This is a genomic window from Bacillus sp. C1 (assembly GCF_054570475.1).
Genome location: NZ_JBTMZT010000002.1, coordinates 479,748 through 506,139, shown reverse-complemented (window position 1 = coordinate 506,139; position 26,392 = coordinate 479,748). Strand labels below are relative to the sequence as shown.

At 37.3% G+C, this 26,392-nt stretch carries 24 protein-coding genes, 1 pseudogene and 1 other annotated feature; of the genes and pseudogenes, 8 read left to right on the top strand and 17 right to left on the bottom strand.

The genetic code is table 11. The features are described from left to right. Positions 1–115 precede the first annotated feature (115 nt). Together ACX5JI_RS09040 and ACX5JI_RS09035 are read right to left on the bottom strand one after the other, a co-directional pair. Positions 116–1,762, bottom strand: a complete 1,647-nt coding sequence (locus tag ACX5JI_RS09040) for a peptide ABC transporter substrate-binding protein (RefSeq protein WP_459500743.1) — start codon at positions 1,760–1,762, stop codon at positions 116–118. 309 nt (positions 1,763–2,071) lie between these two features. After that, positions 2,072–2,527, bottom strand: coding sequence for an NUDIX hydrolase (locus tag ACX5JI_RS09035; protein WP_459500742.1), 456 nt, complete (start codon positions 2,525–2,527; stop codon positions 2,072–2,074). A gap of 371 nt (positions 2,528–2,898) precedes the next feature. Here ACX5JI_RS09035 and ACX5JI_RS09030 point away from each other — a divergent pair, with 371 nt between their 5' ends. Further along, entirely contained in the window at positions 2,899–4,278 is a 1,380-nt protein-coding gene (locus ACX5JI_RS09030) for an MATE family efflux transporter (RefSeq protein ID WP_459500741.1), read from the top strand. 279 nt (positions 4,279–4,557) lie between these two features. Here ACX5JI_RS09030 and ACX5JI_RS09025 read toward each other — a convergent pair whose 3' ends face one another. The 5 genes from ACX5JI_RS09025 to ACX5JI_RS09005 form a co-directional block, all read right to left on the bottom strand. Continuing rightward, positions 4,558–5,493 carry an ABC transporter ATP-binding protein gene (locus ACX5JI_RS09025; RefSeq protein WP_459500740.1) on the bottom strand — a complete coding sequence of 312 codons (936 nt, stop codon included), beginning with the start codon at positions 5,491–5,493 and terminating at the stop codon, positions 4,558–4,560. Next, positions 5,486–6,529, bottom strand: coding sequence for an ABC transporter ATP-binding protein (locus ACX5JI_RS09020; RefSeq protein WP_459500739.1), 1,044 nt, complete (start codon positions 6,527–6,529; stop codon positions 5,486–5,488). The genes ACX5JI_RS09025 and ACX5JI_RS09020 overlap by 8 nt, the downstream gene beginning before the upstream one ends. Before the next feature lie 20 nt (positions 6,530–6,549). Then, positions 6,550–7,566 carry an oligopeptide ABC transporter permease gene (opp3C, locus tag ACX5JI_RS09015; RefSeq protein ID WP_459500738.1) on the bottom strand — a complete coding sequence of 339 codons (1,017 nt, stop codon included), beginning with the start codon at positions 7,564–7,566 and terminating at the stop codon, positions 6,550–6,552. Then, complete coding sequence (gene opp3b / locus ACX5JI_RS09010) at positions 7,563–8,492, bottom strand: oligopeptide ABC transporter permease (protein ID WP_459500737.1); 930 nt, start codon at positions 8,490–8,492, stop codon at positions 7,563–7,565. Before opp3b ends, opp3C begins: the two co-directional genes overlap by 4 nt. Positions 8,493–8,618: 126 nt before the next feature. Beyond that, on the bottom strand, positions 8,619–10,274 hold the full coding sequence (locus tag ACX5JI_RS09005) for a peptide ABC transporter substrate-binding protein (protein WP_459500736.1): 1,656 nt from the start codon (positions 10,272–10,274) through the stop codon (positions 8,619–8,621). A 319-nt stretch (positions 10,275–10,593) separates the two neighbouring features. Between ACX5JI_RS09005 and ACX5JI_RS09000 the strand changes: the two genes are divergently transcribed. Then, positions 10,594–10,974, top strand: a complete 381-nt coding sequence (locus ACX5JI_RS09000; protein WP_459500735.1) for a DUF3899 domain-containing protein — start codon at positions 10,594–10,596, stop codon at positions 10,972–10,974. Between the two features lie 106 nt (positions 10,975–11,080). Beyond that, positions 11,081–11,300 (top strand) — a binding site (T-box leader). 300 nt (positions 11,301–11,600) lie between these two features. Then, a complete protein-coding gene (gene trpS / locus ACX5JI_RS08995; protein WP_459500734.1) occupies positions 11,601–12,590 on the top strand; it encodes a tryptophan--tRNA ligase in 990 nt (329 codons plus the stop codon). A 429-nt stretch (positions 12,591–13,019) separates the two neighbouring features. Here trpS and ACX5JI_RS08990 read toward each other — a convergent pair whose 3' ends face one another. From ACX5JI_RS08990 to ACX5JI_RS08960, 7 genes are all read right to left on the bottom strand, one after another. Then, the gene (locus ACX5JI_RS08990) at positions 13,020–13,766 is read right to left on the bottom strand and encodes a YjbA family protein (RefSeq protein WP_459500733.1); all 747 of its coding nucleotides are present in this window, start codon (positions 13,764–13,766) and stop codon (positions 13,020–13,022) included. Between the two features lie 455 nt (positions 13,767–14,221). Then, complete coding sequence (locus tag ACX5JI_RS08985; protein ID WP_459500732.1) at positions 14,222–15,013, bottom strand: DUF2268 domain-containing putative Zn-dependent protease; 792 nt, start codon at positions 15,011–15,013, stop codon at positions 14,222–14,224. 192 nt (positions 15,014–15,205) lie between these two features. Beyond that, entirely contained in the window at positions 15,206–16,444 is a 1,239-nt protein-coding gene (gene fabF, locus ACX5JI_RS08980) for a beta-ketoacyl-ACP synthase II (protein WP_459500731.1), read from the bottom strand. A 30-nt stretch (positions 16,445–16,474) separates the two neighbouring features. Next, the gene (gene fabH, locus ACX5JI_RS08975) at positions 16,475–17,407 is read right to left on the bottom strand and encodes a beta-ketoacyl-ACP synthase III (protein ID WP_459500730.1); all 933 of its coding nucleotides are present in this window, start codon (positions 17,405–17,407) and stop codon (positions 16,475–16,477) included. Between the two features lie 242 nt (positions 17,408–17,649). Continuing rightward, positions 17,650–17,823 carry a ComZ family protein gene (locus ACX5JI_RS08970; protein WP_003195910.1) on the bottom strand — a complete coding sequence of 58 codons (174 nt, stop codon included), beginning with the start codon at positions 17,821–17,823 and terminating at the stop codon, positions 17,650–17,652. 331 nt (positions 17,824–18,154) lie between these two features. Further along, positions 18,155–19,015, bottom strand: a complete 861-nt coding sequence (locus ACX5JI_RS08965; RefSeq protein ID WP_459500729.1) for an NAD-dependent epimerase/dehydratase family protein — start codon at positions 19,013–19,015, stop codon at positions 18,155–18,157. Between the two features lie 57 nt (positions 19,016–19,072). Next, positions 19,073–19,807: an alpha/beta fold hydrolase gene (locus tag ACX5JI_RS08960; RefSeq protein ID WP_459500728.1), complete on the bottom strand. Its 735-nt coding sequence runs from the start codon at positions 19,805–19,807 to the stop codon at positions 19,073–19,075. A gap of 157 nt (positions 19,808–19,964) precedes the next feature. Between ACX5JI_RS08960 and ACX5JI_RS08955 the strand changes: the two genes are divergently transcribed. Next, complete coding sequence (locus ACX5JI_RS08955; protein WP_017152857.1) at positions 19,965–20,147, top strand: YjzD family protein; 183 nt, start codon at positions 19,965–19,967, stop codon at positions 20,145–20,147. A gap of 37 nt (positions 20,148–20,184) precedes the next feature. Here the strand turns inward: ACX5JI_RS08955 and clpB are convergent, their stop codons facing one another. Further along, positions 20,185–22,785 (bottom strand): ATP-dependent chaperone ClpB, encoded by a 2,601-nt coding sequence (gene clpB / locus ACX5JI_RS08950; protein WP_459500727.1) that lies wholly within the window; start codon positions 22,783–22,785, stop codon positions 20,185–20,187. Positions 22,786–22,947: 162 nt separating this feature from the next. Further along, positions 22,948–23,127: a YjzC family protein gene (locus tag ACX5JI_RS08945; RefSeq protein WP_459500726.1), complete on the bottom strand. Its 180-nt coding sequence runs from the start codon at positions 23,125–23,127 to the stop codon at positions 22,948–22,950. A 672-nt stretch (positions 23,128–23,799) separates the two neighbouring features. On the opposite strand from ACX5JI_RS08945, the pseudogene ACX5JI_RS08940 reads away from it, so the two are divergent. From ACX5JI_RS08940 to ACX5JI_RS08925, 4 genes and pseudogenes are all read left to right on the top strand, one after another. Then, positions 23,800–24,087 (top strand): annotated as a pseudogene (locus ACX5JI_RS08940) (RNA-guided endonuclease InsQ/TnpB family protein); the annotation flags it as partial. A 133-nt stretch (positions 24,088–24,220) separates the two neighbouring features. Further along, positions 24,221–25,030, top strand: coding sequence for a Cof-type HAD-IIB family hydrolase (locus tag ACX5JI_RS08935; protein WP_459500725.1), 810 nt, complete (start codon positions 24,221–24,223; stop codon positions 25,028–25,030). A gap of 101 nt (positions 25,031–25,131) precedes the next feature. Further along, the gene (locus ACX5JI_RS08930) at positions 25,132–25,272 is read left to right on the top strand and encodes a competence protein (protein ID WP_459500724.1); all 141 of its coding nucleotides are present in this window, start codon (positions 25,132–25,134) and stop codon (positions 25,270–25,272) included. Continuing rightward, the gene (locus ACX5JI_RS08925; RefSeq protein WP_459500723.1) at positions 25,273–25,470 is read left to right on the top strand and encodes a DUF3813 domain-containing protein; all 198 of its coding nucleotides are present in this window, start codon (positions 25,273–25,275) and stop codon (positions 25,468–25,470) included. It abuts the gene before it with no gap. A gap of 27 nt (positions 25,471–25,497) precedes the next feature. Here the strand turns inward: ACX5JI_RS08925 and ACX5JI_RS08920 are convergent, their stop codons facing one another. Beyond that, positions 25,498–26,355: a YitT family protein gene (locus ACX5JI_RS08920; protein ID WP_459500722.1), complete on the bottom strand. Its 858-nt coding sequence runs from the start codon at positions 26,353–26,355 to the stop codon at positions 25,498–25,500. Between the last annotated feature and the right edge of the window lie 37 nt (positions 26,356–26,392).

Below are 26,392 nucleotides of genomic sequence, written 5' to 3'. Positions count from 1 at the left end.
TTCGACAAAGGATATCGACTAACCAGCAAAAAACGACAAAAAAACAGGAGTCCCCTGGCCCCTGTTTCCCAACAAGCTGAAAAAGAAGCAGGAATTTCTCCTGCTTCTTTTTCAATTATTTCCCTACAGACGCCCATTTAAAACTTAAATCTCCGCCATAATTATGCTTATAAACATCCTTAACTGTTCCTCGCTGTAAGTAAGCCATACTCCGTTGATATACAGGAGCAATCGCCGCATCATCTATCAACATTTTTTCTGCTTCAAGTAAACTATTCCAGCGTGCCGTTACATCACTGCCATCTGTCTTTGCTTTCATAATAATTTCATCGTATTTCGGATTCGAATACTTCATTTTATTTTGCGTACCATCTGTTATGAACATATCAAGGTACGTTACTGGATCTGGGAAGTCTGGAGACCATCCAGCAAATGTCATATCATAATCTCCATTGTCTTCAAGTTTAAGCTTTTGCGCAAATGGCTGTTGCTTAATTTTCAGCGTGAAGCCTGGTAAGTTCTTTTCTAACTCACCTTTTACATATTCTCCTGTTTTCTTAGACAAATCTACATCTTCATTTAATAACTCCATTTCGATTGTATCTTTGCCTAATTCTTTTTTACCTGCTTCCCAATATTTCTTCGCTTCTTTTACATTTGTTTTTACTAACGCTCCATTTTCAGCTCGGAAATCTTTTTTATTTGGTCCGTTAATAAACTTACTTGGAATGAGTCCTGTTGCTTCAGTAGAACCATTATTTAAAATCGTATCAACAAGTGGTTTACGTTCAAAAGCAAGTGCAATTGCTTTACGTATATTTTTATTTGCTAAAACTTCATTTTTTTGATTGAAGCGAATGAAGAATACAGAAGCTTCACTTGCCGTTTTAAAATCCGGATCATTTTTATATTTGTCAACAAACTCAGATCTCAAATTCACACGATCCACCGTTTTTGTATCATATAAGTTAATTGCTGTTGCTAAGTCTTTTACAATGTTAAAATTCACTTCTTCTAACTTCACTTCTTTATTATCCCAGTACGAAGAATTTTTCTTTATTTGGAAACTTCTTTCGTGCTTCCACTCACTTAATACAAATGGTCCATTATACAGTGTCGTATTTGCCTCTAGACCAAACTTATCCCCTTGCTCTTTTGCATACTTTTCATTTACAGGATAAAACAATGGATAAATCATTAAGTTTTCAAAATAAGGAACAGGATGCTCTAATTCTACTTCTAATGTATAATCATCAACAGCTTTTACACCTAATTGATCTGGTGCCATTTCTTTCTTATTAATTTTTTGAGCATTCTTAACATCAAACATAATATATGCTGATACTGCTGCTTTATCTGGATTAATCGCTCGTTGCCAAGCATATACAAAGTCTTTCGCTGTTACAGGTTCCCCATTTGACCATTTTGCATCCTCACGTAATTTAAACGTATACTTTTTCCCATCAGCTGATTTTTCACTTGTTTTCGCTACACCTGGAACAAGCTTGTCCCCTTTATCCAGTCGGTATAGCCCTTCCATCGTATTATTCATCACTCGCGCTGATACTGCCTCAGCAGATAACGCTGGATCCATCGTTGGAATTTCCTGTGTTTCCGTTAAATGTATGACTTGCTTCGCATTACTATTTCCACTTTCCCCTTTGGCTCCCGCTGACGGTTCATCTTTTTGATAACTACATGCTCCTAACATCATGCTCATTGCAAATGTAGATGCTACGAAAACTGGTACTTTTCCCTTCATTCTGCTATCCCTCCTAAAAATGTTAGCCCTTTCATTTTCAAATAACAGAAAATATGCATATTCCAATAATTCACATTATACACATAGAACAATTGCTTGCATACCTATTTTTCTATCTTATTATAATTTTCTGTTAAGATTTTTTTCACTTCCGAACATAGACACTCTGCTTTCCAAACAAAATGTTCACGAAATAAATTAAAAACTTTTTATTTTGCTCCTTATATTAAACCGAAAAAATAATAAACAAGAGACCAGATAAACATTTGGTCTCTCTTTTTTATTACTCATCCCTTTAGCCACCAATTCTTATACATTACATTTTAACTTATAATCTTCCAGTACAGGCTTATCTGGCGGGCTTATATTTTTCGGCAAGTTATATAAAGAAAAAAATTGAAGGTCTGTTGCCTCAGCTTTATCATGACGTAAATGACCATTATATTCTTTACATTCAAAAGCCGTCACAACATTATACACTTCATCACCATGAGGATATCGATAATGAAAATCTTCCCCTGAATATGTATGAATGAGCTTAAGATTCTCAGCTGTTAGTCCTGTTTCCTCAAACAATTCTCTATGAGCTACTTGTTCAAGTGTTTCTCCTAACTCCATAGAACCACCAATGAGTCCCCAGCATCCATTATCTTTTCGAAGTTGTAATAAAACTCGTTGCTCATAATCTATAACAAGTACACACGCTCCGGCCATAAGTAAAGGTCTACTTCCAACCAACTTACGTAATTCCTTCATATACCCCATATATATGTCTCCTTTAAAATTTGTACTCTCTTATAATATTCATCTTACTTTACTAATATTTGTACATAAACGAGCTAAACTCCTCCTACCTTCACTTCGTTTAGAGGAGAAGAGCTTCTCGGTTACAATGATAAAAACCTCTTATTTTTAGTTACCACACCTAACAATACAAATCTTCATTTGTATATGAAGCGACCTCTACAAAGGGTACAGATTACACCTTCTCTCCAAAATTCAATTTGTACTTATACATGTCCTATTTTTCTTTGAAATATATATTTGCTAACAAAGTTCCAAAATGAATGCAAGTGTTGCTAAAGTGTGTTAAGATACATTTTGTTTAAAAAGATATCGGTAAAGTGAGGGATGATATGACAGAGGTTACGTCCAAAAAAGGGCAGGACGAGAAGTTAAATTTATTCTTCTTAACATGGCCCATTTTTTTAGAAGTGTTTCTTTTTATGTTAATGGGAATTGCTGATACTTTTATGCTAAGTGCATTATCAGATGACGCCGTATCAGGGGTTGGGGCTGCGAATCAATACCTTCATATCGCAATCTTAGTACTAGAAGTAATCGGAAATGGTGCTGCAATTGTTGTATCTCAATATCTTGGTTCTAAACGATATATGGAGGCATCAAAAATATCCGCATTAGCAGTCACTTTAAACTTAGGAGTCGGGCTCATTATAAGCGCTGGTTTTCTTTTGTTCTCAAAACATATGATGACTGCAATGAATTTACAAGGCGATGTATTAACTTACGCCCAAAATTATTTATCAATTGTGGGAGGAGCTATTTTTCTTCAAGCTATTATCAATTCACTGGCCGCAATTATTCGTGTTCATGGATTTACAAAACAAGCGATGTTCATTTCATTAGGGATGAATATTCTTCATATCGCTGGAAATTATATACTTATTTTCGGAAAATTTGGCATGCCTGAACTCGGTGTTCAAGGGGCCGCTATTTCCTCTGCTTTCAGCCGATTTATCGCACTCATCGTTTTCTTCTGGCTACTATATCGCATCATGGAATACCGCGTAAAATTAACATACTACTTCACTTTATCAAAAGAATATGTAGGAAAAATTTTAAAAATCGGTATCCCATCGGCTTTTGAGCAAGTGATGTACCAAGCATGTCAAATTGTATTTTTATACTATGCGACATACTTAGGAGCAGAATCCTTAGCCGCAAGGCAATACGCGACAAATATTTCAATGTTTACTTATTTGTTTGCTATCGCCATCGGAATGGGGACAGCGATCATCGTCGGACGTTTAGTTGGTGGAAATGCGAAAGACGAAGCATATATACGCGTATGGAAAAGTGTAAGGTGGGCCATCGGTGTTACGTTGTGTATGGTCATTCTCGTCATCACATTCCGTACACAGTTAATGGGGCTATTTACAAATAACCCTGATATTATCGCTTTAGGAGCAACCGTTCTTTTATTAAGTATTCTGTTAGAAACTGGACGGACAATGAATATCGTAATCATTAATTCTTTACGGGCTGCTGGTGATGCAAAATATCCCGTTTTAATTGGAGCATTTTCCATGGTCTTAATGAGTTTACCACTCGGTTACTTTTTTGTATTTTATTTAGACATGGGACTGCCTGGTATTTGGTTAGCTATTGCTATTGATGAATGGACGCGTGCCATCATCATGTTCTTCCGCTGGAGAAGTAGAGCTTGGGAAAATTATGCACTTGTTAAACCGGAGACTTCTGAAGAATCAGCTTAATGTTAATGAAAACAGATTGAAGAAAGCCTTCTCCAATCTGTTTTTTGTGTCGTCCTTTGTCGGAACGCCGATATATTTGAGTTTGCGCCGATAAAATTTCATTTCCTCTTTGAAATCCAAATTAGATTCCACCTATGCTCTCCTTTTGATTTCACACGGCATAGAGCTAAAAAGCTCTGACCGTTTCTACGCTTAGGCAGACCCTCTCCCCCATCTCAAAAAGGTTTTCAATTTGTATCAATAATAGAAAGAAGCGGCCATAGCGACCGCTTCTTTCTATTATTGATAGATTTCTTTATATTTCTTATATTCCGCTTCTGAACAAAGAACAAAATGTCCTGGACGAATTTCTCGCATAGTAGGTGTTTCATTTCCATATTGATGCTGAGATGGATCATAGACGATACGTTTACGATTGCGCTCATAGTCTGGATCTGGAAGCGGGATTGCTGATAATAATGATTTTGTATATGGATGAATCGGATTTTCGTATAACTCTTCACTGCTTGTTAATTCAACAATTTGACCACGATACATAACGCCAATACGATCACTAATGTATTTTACCATTGATAAATCATGGGCAATGAATAAGTATGTCAAACTTTTTTCTTTTTGCAGTTTTTTCAATAAGTTAACAACCTGCGCTTGGATCGATACGTCAAGTGCAGAAATTGGCTCATCGGCAATGATAAATTCTGGTTCTACCGCAAGTGCACGAGCAATTCCGATACGCTGACGTTGTCCACCAGAGAATTCATGTGGGAAGCGATTGGCATGTTCTTTATTTAAACCAACTGTGTTTAATAATTCATGCACACGATCCATACGTTCTTTTTTATTTTTTGCTAAACCGTGAATATCAATACCTTCTGCAATAATATCTCCAACTGTCATACGAGGATTTAATGACGCATATGGATCTTGGAAAATCATTTGCATTTTACGATTAAATTTCTTTAATTCCGCACGTGATTTTTTACCATGTACATTTTCACCGTCAAACAACACTTCTCCAGCAGTTGCATCATATAACCTGATAATTGTTCTTCCAGTTGTTGATTTTCCGCAACCAGATTCCCCTACCAGTCCAAATGTTTCACCGCGGTAAATATCAAATGAAATATCGTTGACCGCTTTTACAACACCACCACTTACGTTAAAGTGCTGCTTCACATTTTTTACTTCAATTAACTTTTCATGTTGCTTAGTCATGTTGTTCACCTGCTTTCATTTGAAGAATTCGTTTTTGAACGGTTTCTGGTGGTTTTACTTCTGGTGCTTGCTCATGAAGTAACCATGTTGCTGCGTAATGTGTATCACTTACTTTAAATAATGGTGGTTCCATTTCAAAGTCAATTTTTAGCGCCTGTGGGTTACGTGGTGCAAATGCATCCCCTTTTGGCGGTTTTAATAAATCTGGAGGTGTTCCAGGAATTGCATATAACTCTTCTTCTAAACCATCTAAACTTGGCATAGATGCGATCAAACCCCATGTATACGGGTGTTTTGGATTGTAGAAAATTTCGTCAACCGTACCAATTTCAACAATTTTACCCGCATACATAACCGCAACTCTGTCGGCAACGTTTGCTACTACGCCTAAATCATGCGTAATGAAAATAATCGCTGCTTCTGTTTTTTGTTGAATATCCTTCATAAGCTCTAAAATCTGCGCTTGAATTGTAACGTCAAGCGCTGTTGTCGGCTCATCGGCAATCAGTAATTTCGGATTACAAGCTAGTGCCATCGCAATAACAACACGCTGCCTCATACCACCCGAGAATTGGTGCGGATATTGTTTTAAACGCGCTTCTGGGTTTGGAATTCCTACAAGATCAAGAAGCTCTAAGGCAACTTTACGAGCATCCACTTTTTTCATTCCTTGGTGTTTAATAAGACCTTCCATAATTTGATTACCGATTGTCATCGTTGGGTTTAATGACGTCATCGGATCTTGGAAAATCATTGCAATCTCTTTCCCTCTCACTTGCTGCATTTCTTTTTCTGCTAATTTTGTTAAATCACGTCCATCAAATACGATTTCTCCATTTTTGATACGTCCTGGAGGGTTAGGGATTAATCCCATTAGCGCTTTCGAAGTAACTGATTTCCCAGAACCAGATTCTCCTACAATCGCTAATGTTTCTCCCTTTTTCAAATCAAACGTAACTCCGCGAACAGCCTGTACTTCACCAGCATGTGTATCAAAGGAGACTTGTAAATCTTTTACCTCTAACAATGTTTTCATTTTTACTGCTCCTTCCTCGTTTACTTACGCATTTTTGGATCTAACGCATCGCGTAATCCATCTGCCATTAAGTTAAATGCTAAAATTAACATACTGATGACAATCGCAGGGATAACCATCATATGCGGATATGTTTGAATTGATTTATATCCATCATTTACAAGAGACCCAAGTGATGCGAATGGTGGCTGAATACCAAGCCCAATAAAACTTAAGAATGCTTCACCAAACACCGCTGTTGGGATTGTAAACATTGTCATAACGATAATCGGTCCCATTACGTTCGGAATTAAATGCTTCACAATTAATTGCGTATTTGTTGCCCCTAATGTGCGAGATGCTAACACATATTCTTGATTTTTTAATTTTAATATTTGTCCACGTACAATCCGGGACATTCCAATCCAACCTGTAATTGCCATCGCCAATGTAATCGACCAAATACCTGAACCCATTATAATTACCATTAAAATAACGATAATTAAATACGGAATACCATTGATGATTTCCATAATACGCTGCATGATGTTATCCACTCGTCCACCATAGAACGCTGAAATCCCCCCGTATGCAACCCCGATTACTAGGTCAATTGCCGCTGCTAAAAGAGCAATATATAATGATACGCGTGTTCCGTCCCATGTTCTTGTCCAAAGGTCGCGTCCAAGATCATCTGTACCAAACCAGAAGTACTCTTTAACATCACGTTTCTCATATTGATCCACACCATATTGATCTGTACCATCGAATGGTAGCCAATGAATGTTCTCAAGTACTGGAATTTTCGGCGGCATTTTCGCACGCCCTAAATCTTGGTCTTTATAAGAATATTTACTCATCATTGGTCCAAAGATTGCCATAAGCGTAATCAAAACTAATAATACAAGTCCAAACATTGCTCCTTTATGTTGAAACAAACGTCGTCTTACATCTTGCCAAAATGTTAAGCTCGGACGGGCAATGACTTCATTATCAACATTATTTTGATTTGCTAGTTGAAATAAATCTGGAGATAATTTTTGTACATCTTTCATCATTTTTTCCCTCCCGCTAAACGAATACGAGGATCAATAATACCGTATAAAATATCAACAATAAAAATTACTAAAATAAAGATTGCACTATAGAAAATCGTTGTTCCCATAATAATTGTATAGTCATTTAATTGAATTGATTTAACGAATTGTTCCCCAAGTCCAGGTACGGCATAAATTTGTTCAATAACAAGTGTCCCTGTAATTAAAGCTGCAACCATTGGTCCTAAAATTGTAACAACTGGAATCAACGCATTACGAAGCGCATGCTTCACAATAATGACGCCTTGACTGATCCCTTTCGCTTTTGCTGTTAAAATATAATCTGCTTGCATAACTTCAATTAATTCTGCACGGGAAAAACGTGCGATTGTTGCGATAACTGCCATTGATAACGCGACAGTAGGTAAAACTGTATATTCAAAACCTTTCCAGAATGCAACCTGGAACCATCCAAGTTTTACAGCGATGAAATATTGTAGTAATGCTGCGAATACGAATGATGGTACCGACATTCCGAGTACAGAAATAATGGTCGCTCCGTAATCCACCCATGTATTATTACGAAGGGCTGCTACAATACCTAGTAATAAACCAATAAATGTTCCTAACACTATCGCCTGAAAACCAAGCTGTGCGGATGGACCAATACGCTCAACAATCATATCGGATACCGGACGGTTATCATATTGGAACGATACCCCTAAATCACCTTTTAACAAATTCCCCATATAACGAGCATATTGCACTGGTACTGGATCATTTAAACCATATTTTTCTAAAATGATTTCCTTTTGTGCCGGAGATAATTTCTCTTGGTTTTTAAGCGGTGAACCCGGCAGTAATTTCATTAAGAAAAATGTCAGCGTAGTAATTAAAAATAATGTCAAAGCCATGTACACGAAACGTTTTAATGCATAACGTCCCATAATTAAGCACCTCCCCATTTTTATCAAAAGCAATAAGATAGTTTGAAATATTCTTACTTTTATTTTTTTAAAATAAGAGCATACGCCCATCATAGGCATATACCCTTGTAAACGATGGAATAGAAATTATTTTTGCTCAACAGATGCCCATTTAAAGGAGTATTTCCCTCCATAATTATGTTTGACAATGTCTTTTACAGTTCCCTTTTGTAAATAAGATGCTCCTTTTTGGTAAATTGGTGCAATTACCGCATCTTCTGTAATTAACATTTTTTCAACTTGTAAAAGATTGTCCCAACGAGCTTGTAAATCTTTCGTATCTGTTTTTGCTTTTAAAATGAATTCATCATATTTTGGATTTGAATACCCTGTTTTATTTTGTGTACCACCTGTAACAAACATATCTAAGTATGACACTGGATCTGGGTAATCTGGACCCCAAATACCAAGAGAAACATCATATTGTTGTTTATCTTCTAATTTGTTTTTTTGAGCGAATGGTTGCTGTTTAATTTTGATTGTCACTCCTGGTAAATTCTTTTCAATCTCACCTTTTAAGAACTCACCAATTTTCTTAGAATCTTCGTTATCGAGGTTCAATAACTCTAATTCAATTTTATCTGTGCCAAGCTCTTTCTTCGCTGTTTCCCACAACTTTTTCGCTTCTTTTGCATTCGTGTCTACCAATTTTCCACTTTCATCTCGGAAGTCTTTCTTAGTAGGTCCTTCAGCAAAATCCTTTCCAACAAATCCATATGCCGGAATGGCTCCATTATTTAAGATGACTTTCGCAACATTTTCACGATCAAAGGAAAGCGAAATTGCCTTACGTAAATTTTTATTTGCTAAAAATTGATTCCCTTGGTTGAAACGTAAAAATGCAACTCCAGCTTCTTTTGTTGCCTTAAATTCCGAACTTGATTTATATTTGTCCACAAATTCAGATTTTAAATCTACTCGGTCAATTGCATTTGTATCATATAAATTAACTGCTGTTGCTGTATCTTTTACAATATTAAAGTTCACTTCTTCTAGTTTAACAGTTTGATTGTCCCAATAAGATGGGTTTTTCTTAAATTGAAAGCTTCTTTCATGTTTCCATTCACTCAGTACAAATGGCCCATTGTAAAGTGTTGTATTTGCCTCTAAGCCAAATTTATTCCCTTGTGATTGTATGTACTTTTCATTTAATGGATAGAAAACAGGATAAACTGTTAAATCCACAAAATAAGGAACAGGGTTGTCTAACTCTACTTCTAATGTATAATCATCAATTGCTTTTACACCTAATTCAGTAACTGGCAATTCTTTTTTATGAATTTTCTCTGCATTTTTAATATCAAACATGATATAAGAATATGTAGCACCTGTATCTGGGTTTACTGCACGTTTCCAAGAATAAACAAAATCATGTGCTGTTACAGGATCTCCGTTTGACCATTTCGCATCTTTTCGTAATTTAAAGATGTATTTCTTTCCATCTTCAAGTTTCTCATAGGATTCCGCTACGCCTGGTGCAGCCTTCTGGTCTTTTCCAACACGATATAATCCTTCCATCGTGTTATTCAATACCATTGAAGATGAGGCATCAGAAGTCATAGACGCATCCATTGTCGGAATTTCAGATAGTTCTGTCAAGTTAGCGATTTGTTTTCCATTACTACTGCTGTTCCCTTGTTCTTTCCCTTTTGCTTTGGCATCATCTTTTTGATACCCACAAGCCCCAAGTAACATACTTGCAGTCAATGTCGATGCAAGTAATAGCGACATCTTTTTCTTCATGCTGTATTGCCTCCCCTATTGCACTTCCTGGACCCTAAATTGTCACAAAGTAGAATTGAAAGAATAATCTCCAAGTTTCTACAATTTTCATTATACATATAATAAGACGATTGTGAATATAGTTTTTTTATTTTTTTGTTAAAATTTTTAACAAATTGTTTATTTTCTATATTTTCCGCAAAGAAATACTTTATCATTGTCCCTATCATATTGAAATAAAATAGGGAATTGAACATAATTTTCAAATAATTTATCCTAGTACTTATTATAACTTTTATAGTATAATAATTCCAGTAATATTTCGACGGAGGGGAATATTTTGAACAAACTTTATTTTCGTATTTTTGTATTGATACTATTAACAGTCCTCACTTCTAGCATTGGTGCTTTCCTATTTCCGGCTCAATTTTTGTTGAATTTTGTCAATCTCATCTTTTACATTGCATTATTTTTTATTATTTTAGGAGGATTTTTATTTCTATTTCAAAGCGGATTTTTCAATATAACGATGTATGCCTTTCAAAAAGTATTTGGAACAAACAAAAAAGTAGAATCTTTAATTGAAGAAGAAGAATCAGCACTAGATAAAAAGGAAAGAATATATAAAACATATTCTTTTACATGGACGTATCCAATCTGCATTACAGGTATTCTTTTAGGACTCATCTCAACAATCATTAGCTTTACTATTTTGATGTAGTTTGCAAACGATTTTTCATATGATATAATATTTTGTACTAAAAAGCGCAGGCGGCTCGTTCAACTGTTACAAGTTACGGATACGAGCTAAGCTATATTAATTTCATATGTATGCGATGAAAAAGAAGAGTACATACTTAAAACAATTTCAGAGAGCTTGTGGTCGGTGTGAACAAGTAATTGTCAGTATGGAATGGGCTTTTGAGCACCAAACCGAAACAACTGAGGAGTAGGCTTTGGCGTTACATCCAGGCGTTATAATGGATAAAAGAGATTTCACGATTTGTGAAATAATTAGGGTGGTACCGCGGTCCATTCGTCCCTATATCATTTGGGATGAATGGGCTTTTTTATGTTAAAAAGCGGAAGCGGCTCGTTCAGCTCTGACTGGCTAAGGTTCTTTCGCATAGAAGGCGCTCTTTGCCTTCTTATGCGGAAGGTTCTTAGACACGAAGAGCTTGCCGCTGGAGCTGGATTATAATATGAGGGGGATGGAGCTCCTGACGTAGAGGCGTTTTTTGCCTCGCAGGAAGGCGGCATTCTTGCCGCTGGAGCTAGGAAGAGGTCCATATAGACCTCTTCCCCCACCCTTCAACAATACATACCAAATTTAAGGAGGACTTTATTATGTCAGTTATTTTTTCTGGTATTCAGCCAAGCGGAACAATTACGCTTGGGAACTATTTAGGAGCAATGAAACAATTTACAGAGTTACAAAATGAGCATGATTGTTATTTCTGTATTGTAAACCAACATGCAATTACAGTCCCTCAAGATTCTGTGCAACTTCGTAAAAACATTCGTAGCCTTGCTGCACTATATGTAGCTTGTGGTATTGATCCTGAAAAATCTACTTTATTTGTACAATCCGAAGTGCCTGCGCACGCTCAACTTGGATGGATTATGCAATCTATCGCATACGTTGGCGAATTAGAACGTATGACGCAATATAAAGATAAATCATCTGGCAAAGAATCTGTTCCAGCTGGATTACTTACGTATCCACCATTAATGGCAGCTGACATCTTACTTTATAATACGGAAATTGTGCCAGTTGGTGATGACCAAAAACAACATATGGAATTAACTCGCGATTTAGCTGAGCGTTTCAATAAACGCTTCCGTGAAATTTTCACAATTCCAGAAATTCGCATTCCAAAAGTAGGCGCACGCGTTATGTCATTAACGGAACCTACGAAAAAAATGAGTAAATCAGACCCAAATCCAAAATCAATGATTAGCATGCTGGACGATCCGAAAACAATCGAAAAGAAAATTAAAAGTGCCGTAACTGATTCTGAAGGCATTGTAAAATACGACAAAGAAAACAAACCTGGTATTTCTAATCTGTTAACAATCTACTCTTCATTCGCAGGAAAAACAATTGAAGAATTAGAAGCGGCGTATGAAGGAAAAGGATACGGTGACTTTAAAGGCGACTTAGCTCAAGTAGTCGTAGAAGCAATTCGTCCAATTCAAGAAAAATATAACGAACTCATCAACTCTCCTGAATTAGATGAAATCTTAGACAAAGGTGCTGAAAAAGCAAACCATGTTGCCTTCAAACAACTACGCAAAGTCGAAAATGCAATGGGACTAAGCAGAAAACGAAGATAATATATAAATCCAAATTAAAAAACGAACATCAAACCATTCTTTTCAGATGGATGAGAGCATCCGGCCATGCATAGAAGCGGTCAGTGCCTTTTTTAGCCCCATTCCATGTGAAAACAGAAGGAGAAAACGAGTGAAGATCTCTGTTTGTTCTTCATAACCATAATGTATCTGTTAGAAAATTAAATTGGCTTTATATATATAAAGCGGCGGCGACTGCTTAGCCCTGGGTGGCTAAGGTTCTTTCCCACAGAAGATACTTCTTATCTTCTCGTGGGGAAGGTTCTTAGACGCAAAGGGCTAGGAGCCAGAGCTGGATTAGAATAAAAAGCGGAAGCGGCTCGTTCAGCTCTGACTGACTAAGGTTCCTAGACACGAAGAACTTGCCGCTTTAGCTAAATAAAAATTAAAACCCGCCAAATTTGGCGGGTTTTAATTTACTTTTTGCTCATTTTCCATTTCCCATAGCTTTTCAAAAAATGGTTGTCCTTTTACAAGACGTTCACATAACTGTTCATGCTTCTCTGACCAGCCATATTGCGCTTCCTCATAAAGTCGCTCCCAGACGTCTTCAAACTTCATATGTTGAACAGTTCCGTATGCAGATGGATCCCATTCTGTATACCAATAGCGAATTTCTGCTGGATTTTTCGTTGTATGTAATTGGTCTAGCGCCATAAAAAGCAATTGTTTTAACTGCCTTTCTTTTCGAGTCAAGCCCTTCATAATATATGGCGATGGTGATAAAATATGATGCTCTTTTTGTGATTCTTCCACTTGAAACTCATATTTCTCTGCATGAACATTTTCCACCATCTCATATACCATCTGCTCTTGACGAGGAATCAGTCTACTTTTTCGAATCGGTACGTTATAACCAATCGTATCTACTGCAATAATCCCTTTTCCATCTGTAACAACAAAACAATACTCTTGTTGCAAACGTTCGTGATTTTTACGAATATACGCCTTATGATGTACGTCTTCCAATAATTTTTGCGGAAGTTCCAATAATTCGTTCTCGATGTAATGATATAATGTAGAATCTACTTTTAATAATGGCACTTGATCTAATAATTCGATCGTATCATCCTTCCGCCATTCGTAAAAATGACAAACGTTATACCCATTTTCTTCACCTTCAAACCAATTTACCCATACATCATGTAGATATAACATTTTCTACCCCTCACTTCACTACTGTTTGTACATCTCATTATGTTCACTTTTTGTAAAATTTATTCCACTAAAGGAAATATATTCTATACATATATTCATTTTTGCTTTCATATGGCACTCTGACTACTTCTAGGCTTGATTGAATGGTTTCTGACGTTATATATTATTTCTCCATGACTCCTTTCTTCCATTTCCATTAAGCAAAAAGCTGGCCGCTGTTGAAAGAGTGGACTATGACCAAACGGACTTGTACAAGAACAGGTAAATGAAATTTCATCAGCGATTTTTCAAATATATCGATCGTTTCTCGCCATATATCAGCGCAAATTCAAATATATCAGCGGTTCGACAAAGGATATCGACAAGCCGACAAAAAGTGACATGAAATCGAGAAAAAAGACGTTCTCTACAACCTCAAAAAAACTTGGCAGCGCCAAGTTTTTTATATTTATCATCTATGAAGAAGTAAAAGCACCCGACTTATTTAAAATACGCACTGCATCCATAGACAATAGAGATAGCGTATTGTCTTTTTCCATTTCCACACAATCTTTTACAATATGAAATCCAATGCTATATCCAAGCATCTTCGGGTACATGTGCATTCCATTTAGTAAATCGTCATGTTCCCTTGTGCCCCTCTTCATATCTTTTTTCTTTTTTACAACCTTCTCCCAATAATGAATCGCTTCCTCTTTTGTAAAATATGATGTCCACGGTGCGTAGTTCTTTTCTGAATGCCTTTCATACACCGCTTGTTCAGCGAGTCCTTCCATTATCATTGTATCAAGCAATGTATAATCCTTTTCTTTCTTTTCACAACTGTGTAACCGGCAAATATGATGATATTCATGCGTAAGCAACGCTTTTAATTCCTTCACTGTATTTCGTCCACAGACAAACAAAAAAATTACATGGCGCATTGTTAAGCCGGCTTTCCCATTATATTCTGCTTGTACAGTACGGTTATACGCATCTGATAATAAAATAAAGACAGGGACATCTGGGCCTTGCAACCAGTTCTTAAGTTCTTCATACTCCTCAGCAAGCTCTTGCCAAATTTGCTTTTCCTCTAGTACTTCAATTTCCTTTCGCCCTTCCATCACCGGGCGATACATACCTTTAGAAATTAAAAAACGGTACAACCTTTCTTTTGGCAGCGGAATGTATTTTGTAAACTTCTCGCAAAGCTGCTCTGGACGTCCATAGTAAAGGTGCAACCAACCTGCCGTTTCAATAATCCCCATCTCCACCTCTCCTCTCTCTTTTATACATATGCAAGAAAAAGAGAAAACGCGAAGTACTAAAATGGAACTTTTACATGACGCTAAAAGGCTCTGACCACTTCTACCCTTGATTGGACGCTCTCTTCCATTAAAAAAAGGATGTTTTTAGAAATAGCTCCTTGGCTATTTCATAAAACATCCTCTTCACTACTATTATTTATATGCTTTAAACACTAACACTGCGTTATGACCACCAAAACCTAATGAATTACTTAAAACAGTACGCACTTCTTGATGTCTCGCTTTGTTTGGCACATAATCTAAATCACATTCTGGATCTGGTGTTTCATAGTTAATTGTTGGCGGAATTACTCCATCTGTAATTGATTTAACAGAGAAAATTGCCTCAACAGCTCCAGCTGCACCTAATAAATGACCTGTCATTGATTTTGTAGAGCTAATCGCAACTTTATATGCATGTTCACCAAATGTTTCTTTAATTGCCATCGTTTCATATTTCTCGTTCGCATCTGTACTTGTACCATGCGCGTTAATATAATCGATATCCTCTGGCTGAAGACCGGCATCTGCTAATGCTTGGCGCATTGCACGAACCCCGCCCTCACCACCAGGAGCAGGCATTGTAATATGGAACGCATCACCTGTTGCACCATATCCAGCAATTTCTGCATAAATATGCGCACCACGTGCTAATGCATGTTCTAATTCTTCTAGTATAAGAATACCTGCGCCCTCTCCCATTACAAATCCACTACGATTTTTATCAAATGGACGACAAGCAGTTGCTGGGTCTTCGTTAAATGTTAAAGCCTTCGCAGAACTAAAGCCTGCAAACGCCATATGTGTTAACGGTGCTTCTGCGCCGCCTGTAATCATCGCATCTGCATCACCACGCTGAATTACTTTAAACGCATCACCAATTGAATTTGCTCCAGATGCACAAGCTGTTACCGAACAAGTATTAATTCCTCTTGCACCCGTCGCAATCGATACTTGACCAGCTGCCATATCAGGAATCATCATTGGTACAAAAAACGGACTAACGCGGCGTGGTCCTTTTTCTGTAAATATTTTGAACTGTTCTTCGTATGTTTCCATACCACCAATACCAGAACCAATCCATACTCCGATACGCGGACCATTTTCTTCTGTAATTTCTAATTTCGCATCTTCAACTGCCATTTTCGCTGCCGCTACCGCATATTGTGTAAAACGATCCATACGGCGCGCTTCTTTTTTCTCAATATATTTCTCGACTTCAAAGTCGTTAATTTCTGCTGCTACTTTTGCAGGAAATAGTTCTGGATCTATACGCGTAATACGTCCAATTCCAGATACACCATTTTTAATGTTATTCCAAGCTGTTTCAACATCCGTACCAATCGGCGTGACAGCTCCTAATCCTGTAATTACGACACGCTTCTTTCTCATACAAAATACACTCCTTTTTTCTCTCAGTCCTTATTTTCCCCAACGAAGAGCCACCGCTCCCCATGTTAATCCGCCGCCAAAACCGACTAATATGATTGTATCCCCATCTTGAATACGCCCATTTTGCAATTCCTCTACCATCGCAATTGGAATTGAAGAAGCCGATGTATTCCCGAACTTCTCGATTGTTGTACTCATTTTTTCTTCTGGCAAGTTTAATCTTTCTCTTGCCGATTCCATAATGCGAATGTTTGCTTGATGAGGAACTAAAAAGTCCACGTCTTCTTTTGTGAGACCGGCTTTTTCAATAACGCGAAGACAGGAATCACCAAGTTGACGCACAGCGAATTTAAAGACCTCTCTGCCATTCATCATAACATATTCATCTTGATAAAGGTGCTTACCGCCACTTCCATCCGCTCCTAACTCAAATGAAAGAATACCTTTCCCTTCTGAAACAGCTCCCATTACAACAGCTCCAGCTCCGTCTCCAAATAGCACTGCTGTATTTCGGTCATTCCAATCGACAATTTTAGATAGCTTATCACTGCCAACTACTAATACATTTTTATAAGTTCCCGTTTGAATAAATTGCTGCGCTGTAATCATTCCGTACATAAATCCAGCACATGCTGCACTTACATCCATCGCCGCTGCATGCTTTGCACCAATTTGTTCTTGAATCACGCAAGCAACCGCTGGAAAAGAACGATCCGGCGTTACTGTCGCAACTAAAATAAGGTCAATTTGTTCTCCGCTGACCCCTGCATCTTCAAGTGCTTTCTTCGCAGCTTCTACTGCCATATATGAAGTATCTATTGTATCATCAGCAATGCGTCTTTCCGCAATTCCCGTTCTCGTACGAATCCATTCATCAGATGTATCTATGATTTTCTCTAAATCGTGATTTGTGACTACTTTTTCGGGCACATATCTTCCGATCCCTAAAATGCCTACGTTCACATCGCAGCCCTCCGTTTTATATCAATTATTATGACTTGGTACTAATATTAAAACATAACTGTTCATTTGTCTAGAATATATTTCTAAGCAAAAAAAAGAAAGGTCATATTCCTTATTTTATATTACATGAGGAATATAACCTTTCTCTATTTTGGGACTAATGTATTCATTTCCAAATAAAATGAGGGGATTTACAAATTCCGTCCCCACCCAAAAAGAAATGGTTTTATGCCTAATTCACTTTATTTTCCCGCTTTTCCAAGCTCATATGCTTCATTCATTACTTTCATTAATAACTCTAATACTGGCTGCGCTTTTTCCATATCAAGCGCAATCCCATTATCATCTAAGATTGCCTTCGCTTCTGGCAAGTGTTTCATCGCGATTTGTAAAAACTGCATATTTTTTTCGTTCATGCTTTCTCATCCTTTCCATATAACGGAGTTATATCCCCCTTACTCTATACTCACTTTACTTTTCCAACATATTAAGTCGCTACTCCGAAGAACAACACCTTTACGTTAACTTAACATAGGGTAGTAACAGCTTCTATGCCTCTACCATCTAAAAGAAATAAGTTTATCCCGCTCTTTGCGGACAAAATTCAGCGAAAGCAAAGAAGATTGGCGGGAGATCAAACTGTCCGTAACAGCCTGATTCGTGAGGGCTGTTAATCAGTAGGTGATGAAGCCTCCAACTGATTAAAGTTTCACTTTATGTCGGTCTTTCAATGTGTATTTGTATAGTTTAACATGTGTTTTGTTCTTCGTATAATTCTTTATACTGTTTTAAATGTGTCAATTGTTTATTTAAACCGAATTCTAGCGGTGTATTTTTCGCAATACAAATACTCTTTATCGATTTGCTTTTTACCTCTTCCATTATTTTTCCTGCTTTATCCTTAGCATGCAAAAGGGCCATTCCTTTTTCCCATAAATTCTTTTTACCACTAATTAAATTATATACACCTGTATTTCCAAGTCCATTACCATGTTCCCATAAATATTCGCACACATCTTCTACATAAAGAAGGTCCGCTCTATTTTCCTGCTGGACAAAGTGATAATCTGTTCCCATAATTTCAGAAAGAATAAGCCGATGGTACGCCATAAAAGAAGGTTGCCACGGGCCATATAAAGTTGGAACGCGAAGTATACTATAACAAATACTTGCCTTTTCCACCTCTTCCTCCATTTTCATAAATAGTCGTTTATTTTCAGACTCATCTTGTATATTCGCTACTTCAATAGAAGAAAGTACATTTAGCTTTACTTGTTTTCTGTCACACATATGAATAACACGCTTCAAATATTGTAAAATGATTCGTTCATTCCTAAATCCACTTTGCTGATTCGGTTCACATAAACAAAAATACGCGGCATCAAAATGGTCGGTTTCTACCACCTTCCATCCATTTTCATCCCTTATAGTTGAGTAAACAAACAAATCATTCCGTCCAATTAAAAATAGCTTTTCTTCACTTATTTTTGATATGCTTTCTAAATCTGCAAAATCAAGTCCATATACTTCCACTTCTTCCGCAAGCATTTTATTGACAAGATGATAACCTACAAATGATAGGGACCCTATAATAAGTACACGCTTCATGTCACCCATCCTTTCCCTCTCTAAACAAGTAGCTCCTCATTTATGTATATGGGAGCTTCATAAATCTTCTTCACACTTTTTAAAAAAACGGCATGTATGCTGAACCATTTTATATTTTACATCTTGTAAATGAAACGATAGTGATGTTTCACAATTTTCATTCATTCGCTTTTTTTCATATTCTCGCAACAACTGCTTACGTGCCTTCTTTTCTTGCGTTGGTACAAATATTTTTACAGGCACACAAGAAGGTAAATAAGAAAAGGACTTCTTGGCAATCTTCTCTTCAAATAGAGCTTCCTCCACATCATAAGCAAGGGATAACTCTCTAACTAGCCTTTTATAGAAAAATTTATGCTCCTTCTCAAATTCCACATGTGCAGGCAAATCAAGACAGGGAGTAAGCATCACCGCAGATCGAACACACTCAGGGTACCGATTCATTATTTCAAGAGCCACAAGTGCTCCCATTCCGTCTGCAATAATATGAATTTGTTCATTTAGTGTTTCTTTTTTCATCACAACATGATACAGCCGCTTCGCTAAACGAACCGATTGATCATTCCCCCAGTGTCTCCCGTATAAATTAGATGAAAAAACTGTATATCCATTCTCTATCAATCCATGTAAAAAATGAGCTCGCCCTGCATGCTGTGTCCATAAACTTGTACCATTCTCAATAAAATAATTGTAATCACCAAGAAGCATAACTCCAAATCCATTCGGTTTCTCTGGTAAATAAATGACACATGGCTCTTGTTCTAAATAAAAAAAACGTTCCGTAATACTCATTATTCTCCCGCCTTATTTTCTAAACATAAAAAACTACTCTTTTATAATGTATGAACAGAATACAAATTTGCGTTGAAAAATCCACAAATATTTTTCTATATTCTGTTTTCAATTGTGTTACAATAAGGACAGATTGAACGAATAGGGGTGTGAAAAGATGCGTGTAATTTGGGCCTTTATTTGGTCGTTTATGCTTGTGCATATGATGAGCTACGTAATTAGTTCTATGACCGGCGGTACATACGATTTCCAGCAAGCGTCTATTTTCTCAGTTGTTCTTGCTGTACTTGTTATGGCAATTGCAGCCGCAATTCCAAACGAACCAGTAGAACAGCACTAATAAAAAAGAGTCCGGATCCAATAATCCGGACTCTTTTTTATTCTACATGAACAACTAATTCATGATTCTCTACAGCAACAACGACATGACTATTATCAGTAATCGTTCCTGCAATCAACTCCCTCGCCAATTTCGTTTCAATTTGGCGCTGTATATATCTTTTTAATGGACGAGCTCCATACATCGGATCGAATCCAGATTCTATAACGAATTCTTTTGCGGATTCTGTCAATTCCAACGTGATATGACGCTCTGCTAAACGTCCTTGCAATTCCTTCACGATTTTATCGACGATTCCTTTCATTTCATTCGTTGTTAATGGTTTAAATAAAATAATTTCATCCACACGATTTAAAAATTCAGGGCGGAAATGTCCTCTTAGCTGTCCCATAACAAGTTCTCTTGCTTCTTCTTTAATCGTACCGTCTTCTTGTACACCTTCTAGTAAATACCCTGAACCAATATTCGATGTCATAATAATCACTGTATTTTTGAAATCTACTGTTCGACCTTGCGAATCTGTAATCCGCCCATCATCTAACATTTGTAATAAAATATTGAATACTTCTGGATGTGCCTTTTCAATTTCATCTAACAAAATTACAGAATATGGTTTACGACGTACCGCTTCTGTTAATTGTCCACCTTCTTCATATCCTACATACCCAGGGGGCGCCCCAATTAAACGTGACACAGCATGTTTCTCCATATACTCAGACATATCAATGCGAATCATTTGCTCTTCACTATCAAATAAAGATTGCGCTAATGTTTTTGCGAGCTCCGTTTTCCCAACGCCTGTCGGTCCTAAGAAAATGAACGAACCGATTGGACGATTCGGATCTTTAATACCCGCGCGCGCGCGAAGAACTGCATCTGATACAAGGCTTACCGCTTCTTCTTGTCCAATAACACGCTCTGATAAAATTTGTTCTAAACGGAGTAGTTTTTCACGTTCACCTTCGACAAGTTTTGCTACTGGTATACCAGTCCAACGCGAAACAATATTTGCAATCTCTTCTTCACTTACTTCTTCACGTAGCAAGCGATTCTCTTGTCCGTTATTAGTACCCATTTCTTCGGCTTCTTTTAATTCTTTTTCCATAGCTGGAATTTTACCGTGACGAAGTTCAGCAGCTTTATTTAAATCATAATTTCCTTCTGCTTCTTCTAACTCACGGCGCAGGCGTTCTAAATGTTCACGTAAATCACGAACTTTATAAATGTCTTCTTTCTCTTTTTCCCACTGCGCTCTCATTCCACTTGCAACTTCTTTTAAATCAGATAATTCCCGTTGCAACGTCTTTAAACGTTCTTGACTGCCGCGATCTGTTTCTTTTCCAAGGGCTGCTTCTTCAATTTCTAGCTGCATAATCCGGCGCGTTACTTCGTCTAATTCTGTCGGCATTGAATCAATTTCGGTTCGAATTGTTGCACACGCTTCATCGACAAGGTCAATCGCTTTATCTGGTAAAAAGCGATCGGATATATATCGATCAGATAATACAGACGCTGCGACAATCGCACGGTCATGAATATTGACACCGTGATAAATTTCAAAGCGCTCTTTTAAACCACGTAAAATAGAAATTGTATCTTCTACCGTTGGCTCTTCTGCTAATACTTGCTGAAAACGGCGTTCTAACGCTGGGTCTTTCTCAATATACTTTCGGTACTCATCTAAAGTTGTCGCTCCAATACAATGTAATTCACCACGCGCAAGCATCGGTTTCAACATATTACCAGCATCCATCGCTCCTTCTGTTTTACCAGCCCCAACAATCGTATGAAGTTCATCAATAAATAAAAGAATACGACCTTCACTTTTTTTAATTTCGTTTAATACAGCTTGCAAACGTTCTTCAAACTCACCACGGAATTTTGCTCCAGCTACGAGCGCACTCATATCTAATGCAAAGATTGTTCGATCCTTTAACCCTTCCGGTACGTCCTTTTTTACAATTCGCTGCGCTAACCCTTCAACAATTGCTGTTTTACCAACACCTGGTTCCCCAATTAAAACAGGGTTGTTTTTTGTTTTACGAGATAGAATACGAATAACCCGGCGAATTTCGCTGTCACGACCAATAACAGGATCAATTTTCCCTGTCTTTACTTCAGCCACTAAATCACGGCCATATTTTTCTAACGCTTCATACGTTACTTCTGGATTTTGGCTTGTCACTCTTTGATTCCCCCGAACTGTCGTTAAAGACTGTAATAAATTATCTTTTGTAATGTTAAATTTTGTGAATAATTGATTGATATCGCCTTTCTCTTCAGAAAAAGCAAGCAATACATGTTCTACCGAAATGTAGTCATCTTGCAATTTTTCCGCTTCAGCTCCCGCTCTTACAAGCAGTTGTTGCAAAGCACCTGTTACATACAATTTCCCAGCTTCTGCTCCACTTCCAGTTACAGAAGGTTTTTTCTTAATTAAGCTTTCTACACCTGCTTTTAACGCCTCTATATCAACATTCATTTTTTGAAAAATACGTACTGCCAATCCTTCTTGTTGCTGCAGCAATGCGAGCAATACATGAACAGTATCTACTTCTTGATGATGATGAGATACCGCTAAAGATTGAGCACTCATAATCGCTTCTTGTGTTTTCGTTGTCATTTGATTTAAGTCCATCTTTACAGTCCTCCAAACATTTGACCTTTTTTGATTTTTTGACTTTCTTTGACCTTTGAACTCATTATACTCCCATTCTTTTTTTTATACAATAAATTTAACTATATATTTTCGCTTTTTAAAATACACACAAAAAACCGCAGCTTAACGCTGCGGATCTCTTTACGGTTTTCTTTTATATGTCCACTGACGGTTATGATTCGAGTTCTCAGGAAACCTTTGACCAGCAGTTAATTTTACCATTTGTGGATCTTTCACCATACTTCCTGTTTCACCAATTTCCACGTAAATCCCATCATTTGGTGCTTTCTGTCCAGAACGAAACCTGCGATTTTGTCCCATCTTCATTCTCCTTCCATGACATCTTTACACCGTTAGTATGTCCAGTTTTGAAAAAGCATTTCTGTTATGTTTAGGAAACCTGTCATACTTTTGATTTTTGGTCACATATATGAATTTACATCATAAAGCAGGAAAAAAAGAAGGATTTGTTGAAAAAAAAGAAACCGACCTATTCTAAGGCCAGTTCCAAAGGAGAGTCAAACATATACGAGAAGATTACGTTTTCATTATACGTCTTACTAGGTAGACAATGTAACCCTTTTCACAAATTGTACAAAATGAAAGAAACATTATTTGAACTTTCCAAAAAAAGATTGACTTTTCTACTCCAAAGCAGGAAATAGTGGACTCTAACATGTTGTGCGACGTAAGATGAATATATAAATCCATTTTGATTTTAGGGCACATCCCCCGCTGCTAAGACGAACAAAAAGTGAACTACACTCATTTTCTCTCTTTGTTTTCACTTGGCATGGGGCAGGAAGAGGGGGCTGACCACTTCTATGCATGGCTGGATGCTCTCTCCCTCCTAAAAAGAATGGTTGTATGTCATTTTTTCAATTTGTATTTATATATAAAGAAACTTCCATCCATAGTTGTTTCTCTATCATATCTTTCGAGAGGACTCCCATCTCTAAACATATGTGAAGGTGGTGAGGTGAATCGAAAAAAATATTTGTTATTGTAACCGAGGAATCGTACACGTCAAAAGTAAGTTTTCTAGATCATGACTTCATTCCAACGTATGGAACAGATGACCAACATGCAACTTTTTCAGGAGAACGAATAAAACGTGGTATGTATCGTTCTGCGAAAGGCATCGAACTCAACGCAGACGTAAATGCTACGGCGAATATTTTACGAAAAGTAGTCCCGAATGCATGGAAAAACGGGATAGAGGGGTTAGGCGTGAAACAGCTCGCTAGTGTGTTATCTCCACTGACGTTAATCGTCCGTTAAGCCGAAACGTTAGAAACCCCCACTTCAAGCTTTGCTAAGTGGGGGAGTATTCATACACTTCCCAACCTCTTATTTCTGCATATAAACCGGAAATACAGATAGAAACAAAAAAATTTTCATAAGAGGTGAAAACATGAAAAAGCAACATTTAATCGCATTAGATTTAGACGGCACTTTACTTACAGACAATAAAATCATTTCCACACGAACAAAGAAAACAATTGAAAAAGCGAAAGAACAAGGGCATGTTGTTGTCATTTCAACAGGGCGTCCGTTCCGTGCTAGTCACACTTATTATAAAGAACTTAGCTTAAATACACCTATCGTTAACTTTAATGGTGCTTATGTTCATCACCCACTGGATGTAAATTGGGGAACGCATCACTCTCCTCTTGAACTTTCCACTGCACAAGAAATCGTTCGCGCTTGCTTTGACTTTGGCGTAAAAAACATTTATGCCGAAGTAATGGATGATGTATATGTTCGCGAAATTGATGAGGATAAAAAACATATCTTTGAATTTGGCTCTCCAAAGATTTTCACGGGAGATTTACTGAACACTTTACAAGATCATCCAACATGCTTATTAATCGATGCGCTCGATGAACAAGCAACTACTATTCGTCAGCATTTAACAGATATGCATGCGGAAGTGATTGATCACCGAAAATGGGGCGCTCCTTGGCCAATTATTGAAATTGTAAAAAGTGGTCTAAATAAAGCCATTGGCCTTCAAAAAATTTCTAGTTATTATAACATTCCAAAGGAACAAATTATCGCTTTTGGTGACGAAGATAATGATTTTGAGATGATTGAATATGCAGGTCACGGCATCGCGATGGGTAATGCGATTCCTGAATTAAAAACGTTAGCTAACCACACAACACTAACAAATGAAGAAGATGGGATTGCCCTTTATTTAGAAGAGGTCCTTGGATTGTAATCTAAAAATTCCCTACTTATAGTTTCAAAAGAAAACGCTCATACTACCACTAGACACAAAGATGTGTCAGTTGTTTTCTGCAAAAGAAGGGGGAATTACGAATGGGTAAAAAGAACAAATCAAAACGCTTCATTCAACAAGGGGCCGATGCTGTTATGAAGCATGCCGCAAGATTCCCGTACCGCGGTACATTAGCTGATGCAGAAAAAGAACGCAACAACTCTTCTCTCGGAGGGGTTTAAATGGGTAATTTATTATTCCAGCAAGCGCGAGATGCTGTTTCTGAAGCCGTTTCTTGCTCAAGTGCTACAGAGCAACAAGAGCTCGTGTATCGAGCAAAAAATGCTTTGCAATCCGCTTATGCCAATTCTTCAAATGCTGAAAGAGTACAGCTGCGTGATTTGCAACAACAACTCCAAAACATTACGAATGCGCATTAAAACAAGAGGACCGATTTTCGGTCCTCTTTAATCTTTCCGAAACAATCCAAATACCCCGACTGTTTGCACGACGTTTGTAAATGCACCAGGATCTACTTGTTTAATAATGCGCTCTAGTTCATATAGCTCATAGCGAGTAATGACAATCATTAACATTTCTTTATTTTCATTTGTATATGCCCCGGTAGCCGGTACAGTTGTAATACCCCTTACTAAACGAGCTTGAATTGCTTTTCGGACGTCTTTCCCATTTGTCGTTACGATAAATGCTGTAATTTTCACATGACGAGTATGAATCGCATCGATAATTCGTGATGATACATATAATGTAAGTAACGTATATAATGCCTTTTCCCAGCCGTACAAATAACCAGCTGCAATAATAATCACAGCATTAAACAAAAAGAAATAGGTTCCTACAGGCTTATCTTTAATTTTCGACAAAATCATTGCAATAATATCTAAACCGCCTGTAGACGCCCCCCATTTCAAGGCAATCCCGACGCCTATTGCTGAAATGAGACCACCGAAAATAGCATTTAATATAATGTCATTCGAAACTGCTCTCACTGGTACAATTTCTAAAAACAGTGTCATAAATACAACGCATAAAAAACTAAAGAACGTAAAAGCCTTCCCGACTTTTTTCCATGCTAAAATAACGACCGGAATATTAAATAAAGCGAACAGTACTCCTGTCGAGATGTGAACCGAAGCAAAATCGCCTAATACTTGCGAAATCAATTGAGATAATCCTGCGAAACCACTCGCATATACTTTTGCCGGTGTTAAGAATAAGTTCATTCCAATCGCATTTAATAAACCAGCAATGAGAACAGCAATGAGTTTTTTCGTTAGTTCCGCATAATTTAATTTTAAATCCATCTCCCAGCCCACCTTTATATACATAATAGGTTTACCA